Raw genomic sequence first — 12,539 nt, 5'->3', positions numbered from 1 at the left:
AATATCAAACCATTTTAAAACTCGCTACTAAATTTTCGGTCAATAAATTAAACCCATCTACCAAAATAAACACTAAAATTTTAAAAGGCAGAGAAATCATTACAGGCGGGAGCATCATCATGCCCATCGCCATTAAAATAGAGCTGATCACCATATCAATCACCAAAAAAGGCAAGTAGAGTAAAAAGCCGATTTGAAACGCTGTTTTCAATTCGCTTATCATAAATGCCGGGATCAAAACGCTCAAACTCACCTCATCAGGGGTTTTAGGGTTAGGGAGATTTCTGATCCTAAAAAAAAGCGCTAGATCCTTTTCTCGTGTGTTTTTAAGCATGAATTCCTTGAAAGGCAGAGCGCTTTTTTCAAACGCTTCGGTGTAAGAAATTTTTTTATCCATATAAGGCTTAATCCCTGTATCATAAGCCTTTTTCAAGCTAGGTTCCATGATAAAAAAAGTCAATATCAAAGAGAGCGAGACTAAAATTTGAGTGGGTGGGGTTTGTTGCGTGCCTAAAGCGGTCCTTAAAAAAGAAAACACCACGATCAAACGGGTGAAACTCGTCATCACTAAAATCAATGATGGGGCTAAAACTAAAAGCGTGAGCAAAGCGATGACATTAAGGGTAGTTACAAGCTGTTTAGGATCATTAGGAGCGTTTAAAGAGAGATTGACGCTAGGCAGCGCGCTATCAGTGCTCATTAAAGGGCATATTAAAGGGCAAATGAGGATTAAAAAAATGAAAAAACGCAAAATTCTAGCCTTAAATCTTTGATGAAACGAAGCCAAATTATAAGATAAGGCATGTTAAAATTCCCTAAAAAAGGATTTTAATGCTTTCTGTCATCATACTGGCCGCTGGTAAAGGCACTCGCATGCGTTCTAGCCTGCCTAAGACTTTACACACGATTTGCGGGGAGCCTATGCTGTTTTACATTTTAGAAGTGGCTTTTTCAATCAGTAATGATGTGCATCTTATCTTACACCACCAACAAGAACGCGTTAAAGAAGCGGTGTTGAAGCGTTTTAAGGGCGTAATCTTCCACACTCAAATCGTGGAAAAATATTCAGGGACAGGTGGGGCTATCATGCAAGAAGATAAGACGCCTATCCCTACAAAACATGAGCGGGTTTTGATTTTGAATGCGGACATGCCCTTAATCACTAAAGACGCTCTCGCCCCCTTATTAGAAAGCAAGAATAACGCCATAGGCTTACTGCATTTAGCTGATCCTAAAGGTTATGGGCGCGTTGTTTTAGAAAACCATCATGTTAAAAAGATTGTAGAAGAAAAGGACGCTAATGATGAAGAAAAAACCATTAAAAGCGTGAACGCTGGCGTGTATTTTTTTGAAAGAAAGTTTTTAGAAAAATACTTGTCCAAGCTCCATGACCAAAACGCCCAAAAAGAATACTACCTCACGGATTTAATCGCTCTAGGAATCAATAAAAACGAAACAATTGACGCTATTTTTTTAGAAGAAGAGTGTTTTTTAGGGGTGAATAGCCAAACAGAAAGGGCGAAGGCTGAAGAAATCATGCTAGAAAGACTGCGCAAAAACGCCATGGACTTGGGGGTAGTGATGCAATTGCCTAATAGCATTTATTTAGAAAAAGGCGTGAGTTTTAAGGGGGAGTGCGTTTTAGAGCAGGGGGTGCGTTTGATTGGGAATTGTTTGATAGAAAACGCGCATATTAAGGCTTATAGCGTGATAGAAGAGAGCCAGATTGTTAATAGCAGTGTGGGGCCGTTTGCCCATGCGCGCCCTAAAAGCGTGATTTGTAATAGCCATGTGGGGAATTTTGTAGAAACTAAAAACGCCAAACTTCAAGGCGCTAAAGCGGGGCATTTGAGCTATTTAGGGGATTGTGAAATAGGGAAAAACACAAATGTAGGGGCTGGCGTGATCACTTGCAATTATGATGGTAAAAAGAAACACCAAACAATCATCGGTGAAAATGTCTTTATAGGGAGCGATAGCCAACTAGTCGCCCCCATAAATATCGGCTCTAATGTCTTAATCGGCAGCGGCACCACCATCACTAAAGACATTCCTAGCGGTTCGTTGAGCCTTTCACGCACCTCTCAAATTAACATTGAAAACGGGTATTTTAAGTTTTTTAAAAAACCTTAATTTGCTTCAATAATGAAAAATCCTAAAATATTATAATCATTTACTTTAATTCTGTAATTTGAGTAGAAATAAAACACTTATTGATCTTTTTGTGATATTTAGCTGATTTGTAACAATGCTTTGAATGCGATTGTGGTATAAATATCTCATCAAGGTGTGCCCAACATGCCTTGAATCTCAATTTTATGAAAGGATTTGTTATGAGTGGATTAAGAACATTTAGTTGTGTAGTGGTTTTATGCGGTGCAATGGCTAATACGGCTATAGCTAGTCCTAAAATAGAGGCAAGGGGTCAGTTTGGTAGAGATATAGGAGAAGGTGTTGGAGCTGGAATGGGTGGTGCAATGGGTGGAATGATTGGGGCTCTTGGAGGTCCGTAGGGTACTGTGTTTGGTGCAGGCATTGGTGGTGGAATAGGGGCATATTCTGGGGCTGAAATAGGCGATAGGGTAGAAGATTTTATCCGTGGCGTTGATAGAGAGCCACAAGCTCCAAGAGAACCCACCTATGATCGTCATTTCGTGTATGATAGGTAGCTTTGGGCAAGAAAGGAGAGAGCATGAATATCAAAAATCGTTTGAGCGATTTGGAATATCGATGGGCAATGGCTCTAGTCTATGGAGGATGTATCTTCATATCCACTAGGATTTTTCATGAAATAAATGGTTCAGCTAGCGATCCGATCTTTAACCCTAAATATAGTTACTATGTGTGGCTAGTGGGTCTAATAGCGGCTTTGTTGTCTAATCTCTTGTTTAATCCTAAAGGCAGGTCGGTAGGTTATTTCATTATTGAAACTTGGCAAGGATTCCCCAAGTTTTTTAAAGCCATTTTTAAGGCTAGGTTTTTTGGCGCGTTTTATGACGCTGTGTTAGGAGCAAGACTAAGGGATTTTTATGTGATGCTTTTAACGATACCCTTTATTATCGCTATGCATGAGATTTCGGCGTATTGTGGGCATCCTAGCAATCTCCTTGTAGAGGGTTTGGTTATTTTGGGGTTTCAAGGTTTTCTTAAGCTTTGCGCTAAATGGGGGTGGTAATTTAACTCAAACAGCATTAAATGGAGGGGGTATAAAAAATTAAAAAACTTTAAAACCCATTCTTATTATTGAAAACGGGTATTTTAAGTTTTTTAAGAAACCTTAATTTGCTTCAATAATGAAAAATCCTAAAATATTATAATCATTTACTTTAATTCTGTAATTTGTGTAGAAACAAAACGCTTATTGAGATTTTTGTGATCTTTTGCTGATCTGTAACAATGTTTTTAATAGGGTTGTGGTATAAATATTCTCATCAAGGTGTGCCCAACATGCCTTGAATCTCCATTTTATGAAAGGATTTGTTATGAATGGATTAAAAGCATTTAGTTGTGTAGTGGTTTTATGCGGTGCAATGGTTAATGTGGCTATAGCTAGTCCTAAAATAGAGGCAAGGGGTGAATTAGGCAAACTTATAGGGGGTGGTGTTGGGGGTTTTGTTGGTGATAAAATTGGAGGAGCAATTGGGGTTCCTGGAGGTCCAGTGGGTATTGGATTAGGGAGATTTCTTGGTAGCACAGCAGGAGGATATATTGGGTCTGAAGTAGGCGATAGGGTAGAAGATTTTATCCGTGGCGTTGATAGAGAGCCTCAAACTAGAGAGCCTCAGACTAGAGAACCACAAGCCCCAAGAGAACCTATCCGTGATTTTTATGATTACGGCTATAGTTTTGGGCATGCTTGGTAATCTTAAATGAGCCAAGGTGATGGGGGGGAAGGAAATAACATGGATACTACAAAAGAGAACTTGAATGGCTCAAAAAAGCGTTTGAGCGACTGGGAATATCAATGGGCGGTGGCCATAGTCTATGCGGGATGCATATCCACAATTCCTCATAGCCTAGGCGCTGTCGATCCACTTTTTAGCCCTAAAGATAGTTATTATGCATGGCTAACACTCTTAATAGCGGCTTTGTTGTCTAACCTTTTATTTGACCCACGAGGCAGGGATCGTTATAAATCTTTCCAAGTAAGATACCCTAGGTTTCTCAAAGCCATTTTTAAGGCTAGGTTTTTTGGCGCGTTTCATGACGCTGTGTTAGGAGCGAGACTGAGGGATTTTTATATGGCGCTTTTAACGATGCCCTTTATTGTCGCTATCCATGAGATCTCGGCGTATTGCGGGCATCCTAGCAATCTCCTTATAGAGGGTTTGGTTATGCTTGCTTTCTTGTGTGTTTTTGGGATTTGTGTTAGGCTTTGCGCTAAATTAGGGTGGTGATTTAACCCAAATGGCATTAAATGGAGGGGGTATAAAAAATTAAAAAACTTTAAAACTCATTCTCATTAATAGAACAGATCCAACTTGAACTTTTCTTTTTCTTAAGTTTTTTATTGATACAATTCCAAATTTAAAAAACAAACGATTTAATTCAAAGGAAAAATTTTGATTACGGTGGTTAAACGAAACGGGCGCATTGAGCCTTTGGACATTACAAAAATCCAAAAATACACTAAGGACGCTACGGATAATTTAGAGGGCGTGAGCCAAAGTGAGCTGGAAGTGGATGCGAGGTTGCAATTCAGGGACAAGATCACTACTGAAGAAATCCAACAAACTTTGATTAAAACCGCTGTGGATAAGATAGATATTGACACGCCTAATTGGAGTTTTGTCGCCTCAAGGCTTTTTTTGTATGATTTATACCATAAAGTGAGTGGTTTTACAGGATATAGGCATTTGAAAGAGTATTTTGAAAACGCTGAAGAAAAGGGCCGCATCCTTAAGGGCTTTAAGGAAAAATTTGATTTAGAGTTTTTAAATAGCCAGATCAAGCCTGAAAGGGATTTCCAATTCAATTATTTAGGGATTAAAACCTTGTATGATCGCTATTTGTTAAAAGACGCTAACAATAACCCTATTGAATTGCCCCAACACATGTTTATGAGCATTGCGATGTTTTTAGCGCAAAACGAACAAGAACCCAATAAAATCGCTTTAGAATTTTATGAAGTTTTGAGTAAATTTGAAGCGATGTGCGCGACCCCCACTCTAGCGAACGCTCGCACCACCAAGCACCAACTCAGCTCATGCTATATTGGCAGCACGCCGGATAATATTGAGGGGATTTTTGACAGCTATAAGGAAATGGCGCTGTTGTCCAAATACGGCGGGGGGATCGGCTGGGATTTTTCTTTGGTGCGCTCTATTGGGAGTTATATTGATGGGCATAAAAATGCGAGCGCTGGCACGATCCCTTTTTTAAAAATCGCTAACGATGTGGCGATTGCGGTGGATCAATTAGGCACACGAAAGGGTGCGATTGCGGTGTATTTGGAAATTTGGCACATTGATGTGATGGAGTTCATTGATTTAAGGAAAAATAGCGGCGATGAAAGGCGAAGAGCGCATGATTTGTTCCCAGCTCTTTGGGTGTGCGATTTGTTTTTGAAAAGGGTTTTAGAAGATGCGATGTGGACTTTGTTTGACCCTTATGAGTGTAAGGATTTGACTGAGCTTTATGGGCAGGATTTTGAAAAACGCTATTTAGAATATGAAAAAGATCCTAAAATCATTAAGGAATACATCAACGCTAAAGATTTATGGAAAAAAATCTTAATGAATTATTTTGAAGCCGGCTTGCCTTTCTTAGCCTTTAAAGATAACGCCAATCGGTGCAACCCAAACGCTCATGCAGGAATCATTCGATCCAGCAATTTATGCACGGAGATTTTCCAAAATACCGCGCCTAACCACTACTACATGCAAATAGAATACACCGATGGCACCATAGAGTTTTTTGAAGAAAAGCAGTTGGTAACGACAGATAGTAATATCACTAAATGCGCTAACAAGCTCACTAGCACCGATATTCTTAAAGGCAAACAAATCTATATCGCTACTAAAGTCGCTAAAGACGGGCAAACGGCGGTGTGTAATCTAGCGAGCATTAATTTAAGCAAAATCAACACTGAAGAAGACATTAAAAGGGTTGTGCCGATCATGGTCAGGCTTTTAGACAATGTGATTGATTTGAATTTCTACCCTAACCGCAAAGTCAAAGCCACTAATTTGCAAAATAGGGCCATAGGGTTAGGGGTTATGGGTGAAGCGCAAATGCTCGCAGAACACAAAATCGCTTGGGGATCTAAAGAGCATTTAGAAAAAATTGACGCTTTAATGGAGCAAATCAGCTACCATGCGATTGACACGAGCGCGAATTTAGCGAAAGAAAAAGGGGTTTATAAGGATTTTGAAAATTCAGAATGGAGTAAGGGGATTTTCCCCATTGATAAAGCCAATAATGAAGCCTTAAAGCTCACCGAAAAAGGGCTTTTCAATCACGCTTGCGATTGGCAAGGTTTGAGGGAGAAAGTCAAGGCCAACGGCATGCGTAATGGCTATTTAATGGCGATCGCTCCCACAAGCTCCATTTCTATTTTAGTAGGCACAACCCAAACGATTGAACCCATTTATAAGAAAAAATGGTTTGAAGAAAATTTGAGCGGGCTAATTCCTGTGGTAGTGCCTAATTTGAATGTAGAAACCTGGAATTTTTACACATCAGCCTATGATATTGACGCTAAAGATTTGATTAAAGCAGCGGCCGTACGCCAAAAGTGGATCGATCAAGGCCAAAGCATTAATGTGTTTTTACGCATAGAAAACGCCAGCGGTAAAACCTTGCATGACATCTACACGCTCGCTTGGAAATTAGGACTCAAATCCACTTATTATTTGCGCAGCGAAAGCCCTAGCATAGATGAAAAAAGCGTGTTGGATCGATCGGTGGAGTGTTTTAATTGCCAATAATATAAGCTTAAATAAGCTAATCTTTGCTAAAATGAGATTTAAAATTATTTAAGGAAGATGAATGCTTTTTGCGATGATTGGTTCAGGGGGGTTTATCGCTCCCAAGCACTTGCAAGCGATTAGAGATACAGGGCATTTTTTGGATTGCTCTTTTGATATTCATGATAGCGTGGGGGTTTTAGATGAGTATTTCCCGCAATCAGAGTTTTTTACCAATATTGAAGATTTTGAAAATCATTTAGAGCAATCTAGGGCTATGGGTAAAGAAATCAACTATTTGAGTGTTTGCACGCCCACGCACACGCATTTTGATCACATCCGTTTCGGGCTAAAATACGGCATGCATGTGATTTGTGAAAAACCCTTAGTTTTAGACCCTAGCGAAATACAAGAATTGAAAGATTTAGAGGTGAAACACCAAAAAAGGGTGTTTAGTCTTTTGCCCTTGCGCCTGCATTGCGACACGCTGGCTTTGAAAGAAAAAATTAAGAGCGAATTAGACAAAAACCCTAGCAAGGTGTTTGACATCACGCTCACTTATATCAGCGTTCAAGGGAAATGGTATTTTTCTTCATGGCGAGCGGATGTGAATAGGAGCGGGGGGTTAGCCACTCAAATGGGCATAAACATTTTTGATGCTTTAATCTATTTGTTTGGAGGCGTTAAAGACAAGGTTATCAATAGAGAAGAGCCTGATTGCGTAGGGGGGATACTCTTTTTAGAGCATGCCAAAATAAGATGGTTTTTTTCCATCAATCCAGAACACATGGGAGTGGCTAAAGAAAAGGTTTATCATAAAATGATCCTAGAGGGCGAAGAAGTCAATCTCACGCAGAGCTTTGATAACCTGTATATAGAAAGCTACAAACAGATTTTAGCTCAAGGGGGGTTTGGCTTGGATGACGCTATGGCGTCTATTAAATTGGCTTATGAATTAAGAAACCTTTCAGTCAGCGAACCCAATGAAGATTCGCATGCTTTGTGTTGCAAAAACAAAACAGACCAATAAAAACATCACTTTTAAAAGCGTTGTTTAGGGGGTTTGGTTATTTGCATTTGATTAGAATAGGGTTGTTTTTAATTTTCTTTTAAGAGGAGGTTTTTACTTTTTTAAGGGTTTTTATGGATATTTATGCGTTATACATAGCGATAGGGCTTTTTACTGGCATTCTATCAGGGATTTTTGGCATTGGTGGGGGGTTGATCATTGTCCCTATCATGCTCGCAACCGGGCATTCTTTTGAAGAATCCATTGGGATTTCCATTTTGCAAATGGCGCTTTCATCGTTTGTTGGCTCTGTTTTGAATTTCAAAAAAAAATCGCTTGATTTTTCTTTAGGCTTGTTGATAGGGGCAGGGGGGCTGATAGGGGCGAGTTTTAGCGGATTTGTTTTAAAAATCGTTTCCAGTAAAATTTTAATGGTTATTTTCGCGCTTTTAGTCGTGTATTCTATGATCCAATTTGTTTTGAAACCCAAAAAAAAAGATTTTATAGCGGATAATAAACGCTATCCTTTGCAAGGTTTAAAATTATTCTTAATTGGCGCGCTCACAGGGTTTTTTGCCATCACTTTAGGGATTGGTGGGGGGATGCTCATGGTGCCTTTGATGCATTATTTTTTAGGGTATGATTCTAAAAAATGCGTAGCGCTAGGGTTATTTTTCATCTTGTTTTCTTCTATTTCAGGAGCTTTTTCTTTAATGTATCATCACATCATCAATAAAGAGGTGCTAGTAGCAGGGGCGATTGTGGGCTTAGGCTCTGTTATGGGCGTGAGCATTGGGATTAAATGGATCATGGGGCTTTTGAATGAAAAAATACATAAAGCTTTGATTTTAGGGGTGTATGGTTTGTCGTTATTGATTATTTTATACAAACTCTTTTTTTAATTAATGGTTTTATACCACTACTATTTTAAGACCCCTAAGAGTTTCCCTTTAGAGTATTTGCATTTGTGCGCTAATGAGAGCCATTTGTTGAGATTGGATTTTGATACGGCCAATTTTTCTCATAACACCCCTATGAATGCCCCATTAAAACTCAGCGTTCAAGCCTTAGAGCGTTATTTCTTGGGACAACTTTTTGAATTTAATATGCCTTTAGATTTGATAGGAACTCCCTTTCAAAAACAAGTTTGGTCTGCGTTAATGACTATCCCTTATGGCAAGACAAAAAGTTACGATGAAATCGCAAAGCTCATTAATAACCCTAAATCTTGCAGAGCTGTTGGCAACGCTAATCATAATAACCCTATTTCTTTGATCGTGCCTTGTCATAGAATGGTGCGTAAAAATGGCGCTTTAGGGGGATATAATGGGGGCATAGAAGTCAAAAAGTGGCTGTTAGAATTTGAAAGCAAAATTTTAAACCAACAAGTTAAAAACTCTTTGATTTCTTAAAAAATGGGGTTTTGGTTGTTTTATGGTAAAAATCCTTTTTTTTAAGGGGGTAGGGGGTGTTTTTAATTTTCTTCCCAAATGCTCGCCGCTTCTTTTAAACGCTCTTTGTCAAAATGCGTGTAAATCCTGCTCGTATTCAAGCTCGCATGCCCTAGAGCTTCTTGAACTAAAATCAAATCATGGCGTTTTTGATAAAGCAAGGTCGCAAAAGAATGCCTTAACATGTGCGCCCCATTTTTTTCTCGCCTGAGTCCTGCAAAATTGATGATGCGCTCCACTTGCTTATACAAATAAGCTTGCGTTAAAGCACTGCCTTTTTGGTTGCAAAACAATAAATCGTTTTTAACAGGATACAATTCCCTTTCTATCAGCCATTCTTTCAAAAGGCTCTCAATGTGGAAAGCTTTGAGCATCACCGCTCTGTATTTATCGCCCTTACCTTTAATCAAAATCGTATAACAGCCATTTTCTAAAGTAAAATCCTTTATTTTAAGCTGTAAGGCTTCGTTAGAACGCATGCCTGTAAAAACGATGATTTTAATGAGCAAGCGGTTTCGTGCACGCACTTTAGCGGACATTTCTATTTTATCAATGCTCTCTAAAAATTTTTCTAATTCTTCATTATTTAAATGAGTAGGGAGCTTATTGCCCGCGCTTTGATTGACTCCGCTGATGTTTTTAAGCGTGATATTATAAATATAAGATTTTTCATTTTCATCTTGATTTTGCTTGTCTATATAGCTAAAAAGCCCTAATAGAGCGATCCGGTAATTTTTCTTGGTGGCTAAACTCAAACCTCCGGTATAAATACTCAAAAATTCAGCCAACATGACTTCGTCTATGCTTTTGAGCGATTTTAAAGAAAGCTTTTGAGCGTATTCGTAAAATTTGAGTAGGGGCAGTGCGTAGGTGTTGATACCTAGTAATCCGGCGTTACGCACTTTTTTACAGATTTTTTCCAAGTGGCTTGAGCTGCACGCATGATTTAGTTCGTTCAAGCATTCAAAAACCTTGTTTTGATCTTTCACTTGGGAATTAGACAGGCTCGTGCATTTGTAGCGTAAAAAGCGCCCAATCCATAGCAAAAGATTTTCTATAGGGTCTTTTAATTCTTCTAGGGGGTGTTTCATTTAGGGTTTAGTCATCTATTAAGTGCAGATCAATGATATAAGAACCTTGATTAAGATGATATACTAAAGAACTTTCGCTATAAACGCTATGAGTTTCATAGGGCGATAGCGTATTTTCAATAAGCCGATCAACATTCTCTAGATCCAACGCTTCTCTAGGCACTTCAATAATTAACTGACTTGACTCTTTTAATAAAGAGTTGCCAACATCAAAGATAAAATGGAATGTGTTATCAAGCAAATTATACTTAATATCATTTATTAAGGCATAATCAAGTGCTATTCCTTTCTCTTTTTGATTGATGGCTTTTGTAATAGCGTCTGATAATGGAAATTCTTGAGTTTTTAGTTGCCCAAGTAAAGGATTTAAATCGTTGGTAATTTCTTTATTATTTTTTAAAATTAAATTTTCATCAATTGTTCTTATATTAATTAATTTATTAAATATATCTTTTTTAGTGTTAGGTAACTCATAATTTTCTAAATCTTTTCTAGGCACTTTAATAGTTAATTGAGAAGAGTTATCCACATCAAAGATAAAATGGAATGTGTTATCAAACAAATTATACTTAATGTCGTTTATTAAGATATGATCGAACGCTTCTCCCTTTTTTTGATTGATAACATGGGTAATATCAATATCTTGCTGTATAAACAATCGTTCCTTTAAATTCTTTAAATCTTCAGGAGTGATAAAACAATAGCTAGCATTAATATCAAATACATTATCAATAATCTTTTCACCAACTATCTTACCACTTTTCAAATCATCAGCAATTTTATTGACTTTGCGGTTTTGTTCAGAGCTTACTCTCCAACTATGAAAAAAAGGGTCTACTTTACATTCTTCAGACACTTGTTTTTTTATTTGAGTTATCCTTTTTTCTTGTGGAATTTTAGAATAACCATGCCATGAATAACGCTTAAGGGTATTTTTAATCCTGCATTTAAGGGTAGATAATAAGTTGTCAATAGGGGTCATATTTTCTAAAGAGAGACTTGATAGAGAAAATTCAGCCTTATCTATTCCATTGGAACTTTTTGAAAACTTAAAGTTTGCAAGAAATTGTGGCAATTCATTAGGGGATAAAGATGTAATTTGTAAAAATTCAAGCAATACCCCTTTGAAATCCTTAGGCTCATTACTAACCAATTCAATTTTGTGTGTACTTGCATTTTCGCAATAGAAAATACCCGATGGCTCAAACCCTAATTCCTTTTTGAGTTCCAACAAGTGTTGTTTTAAATTGAATGGTTTTTCGTTCTCATTTTGAAATATGAAATAGCTTTTTAGATTATCTAAAATTAAATAACTCTCAGTTATAATTGGGAAGCAAAGAAGATGACTATTTTCATAATAATGAAAACATGATTCTAACTTTTTGTTTTTATCATTAATATCAATAAGGTTTTCAGGGTCGCTAACGATAAAAATAATCCCAAAAGGTAAGTTATTATTTATAATTTTCTTATGAAAATTAAATTCAATTATTTTATCCTTTAAGTCTGCAAGAAATTGTGGTAATTCATTAGGGGATAAGGATGTAATGTCCGAGAATTCCTGCAGTATTTCTCCAAAATCCGAATGGTTAGTGCTAATCCATTCAATTTTTTGTGTGTTTATGTTTTCGCAATAACAAACACTACAATAAAACTTTTTCGCCAATACTAACAAATAGTTTTTTAAATTGAATGTTGCACTTGGATCATTGTTAAGCGTTACACTTCGATCGTTTTGAAATACTAAAAAACTTGTTATTTCTCTTTCTATTCTAACAAAATCAGCATCAGTGTAAAAAACAGCACACTCTTCAAAACTAAGCTTTCTTTTACGCTCTAAATTAGTATAAGAAGCAGTAGCTTCAATAAACCTTATAAAATCAAGCCCGCTCTTACGCTCTAAAATCGATCTTATTAATTGTTGTTTAGTTTTTCTTCTATCATTAAAAAAATTATCGATATTATTATCGATAAAGATAACCCCAAATCTTATTGCCATAATTATTCCTTAAAATCTATTTTAGTTATGAAAACTACAATTTTCAAACTTTTAAATCCAACCATTATACCACGCTATGCC

The 12,539-nt window shown here is 37.3% G+C and carries 11 protein-coding genes and 1 pseudogene; 9 read left to right on the top strand and 3 right to left on the bottom strand.

Annotated elements, in window-relative coordinates:
* Positions 1-4 precede the first annotated feature (4 nt).
* On the bottom strand, positions 5-751 hold the full coding sequence (gene fliP / locus DQL14_RS04605; protein WP_001210302.1) for a flagellar type III secretion system pore protein FliP: 747 nt from the start codon (positions 749-751) through the stop codon (positions 5-7).
* A gap of 80 nt (positions 752-831) precedes the next feature.
* On the opposite strand from fliP, the gene glmU reads away from it, so the two are divergent.
* The 9 genes and pseudogenes from glmU to DQL14_RS04555 all read left to right on the top strand — a co-directional run bounded on the left by glmU (position 832) and on the right by DQL14_RS04555 (position 9,329).
* Positions 832-2,133 (top strand): bifunctional UDP-N-acetylglucosamine diphosphorylase/glucosamine-1-phosphate N-acetyltransferase GlmU, encoded by a 1,302-nt coding sequence (glmU, locus tag DQL14_RS04600; RefSeq protein WP_108168904.1) that lies wholly within the window; start codon positions 832-834, stop codon positions 2,131-2,133.
* A gap of 185 nt (positions 2,134-2,318) precedes the next feature.
* Positions 2,319-2,669: pseudogene (locus DQL14_RS08665) on the top strand (pantothenate kinase).
* A gap of 23 nt (positions 2,670-2,692) precedes the next feature.
* Positions 2,693-3,175 carry a hypothetical protein gene (locus tag DQL14_RS04585; RefSeq protein WP_108168902.1) on the top strand — a complete coding sequence of 161 codons (483 nt, stop codon included), beginning with the start codon at positions 2,693-2,695 and terminating at the stop codon, positions 3,173-3,175.
* A 307-nt stretch (positions 3,176-3,482) separates the two neighbouring features.
* Positions 3,483-3,863 (top strand): pantothenate kinase, encoded by a 381-nt coding sequence (locus tag DQL14_RS04580; protein ID WP_162296865.1) that lies wholly within the window; start codon positions 3,483-3,485, stop codon positions 3,861-3,863.
* A gap of 39 nt (positions 3,864-3,902) precedes the next feature.
* Positions 3,903-4,397 (top strand): hypothetical protein, encoded by a 495-nt coding sequence (locus DQL14_RS04575; protein WP_108168900.1) that lies wholly within the window; start codon positions 3,903-3,905, stop codon positions 4,395-4,397.
* A 165-nt stretch (positions 4,398-4,562) separates the two neighbouring features.
* Positions 4,563-6,929, top strand: a complete 2,367-nt coding sequence (locus tag DQL14_RS04570) for a ribonucleoside-diphosphate reductase subunit alpha (protein ID WP_108168899.1) — start codon at positions 4,563-4,565, stop codon at positions 6,927-6,929.
* Between the two features lie 61 nt (positions 6,930-6,990).
* Entirely contained in the window at positions 6,991-7,938 is a 948-nt protein-coding gene (locus tag DQL14_RS04565; RefSeq protein ID WP_108168898.1) for a Gfo/Idh/MocA family protein, read from the top strand.
* Positions 7,939-8,051: 113 nt separating this feature from the next.
* Positions 8,052-8,819, top strand: a complete 768-nt coding sequence (locus DQL14_RS04560; RefSeq protein ID WP_108168897.1) for a sulfite exporter TauE/SafE family protein — start codon at positions 8,052-8,054, stop codon at positions 8,817-8,819.
* A 3-nt stretch (positions 8,820-8,822) separates the two neighbouring features.
* Positions 8,823-9,329 (top strand): methylated-DNA--[protein]-cysteine S-methyltransferase, encoded by a 507-nt coding sequence (locus DQL14_RS04555; RefSeq protein WP_108168896.1) that lies wholly within the window; start codon positions 8,823-8,825, stop codon positions 9,327-9,329.
* A 62-nt stretch (positions 9,330-9,391) separates the two neighbouring features.
* Here DQL14_RS04555 and xerH read toward each other — a convergent pair whose 3' ends face one another.
* Entirely contained in the window at positions 9,392-10,459 is a 1,068-nt protein-coding gene (gene xerH / locus DQL14_RS04550; protein ID WP_108168895.1) for a tyrosine recombinase XerH, read from the bottom strand.
* Between the two features lie 7 nt (positions 10,460-10,466).
* Positions 10,467-12,458, bottom strand: coding sequence for a hypothetical protein (locus DQL14_RS04545; RefSeq protein WP_108168894.1), 1,992 nt, complete (start codon positions 12,456-12,458; stop codon positions 10,467-10,469).
* Positions 12,459-12,539 lie beyond the last annotated feature (81 nt).

The organism is Helicobacter pylori NCTC 11637 = CCUG 17874 = ATCC 43504 = JCM 12093 (assembly GCF_900478295.1).
In the GTDB taxonomy this organism is placed as follows: Bacteria; Campylobacterota; Campylobacteria; order Campylobacterales; family Helicobacteraceae; genus Helicobacter; species Helicobacter pylori.
Note: the sequence above shows the minus strand (reverse complement) of the source record. Positions and strands in the feature narration are given on the sequence as shown.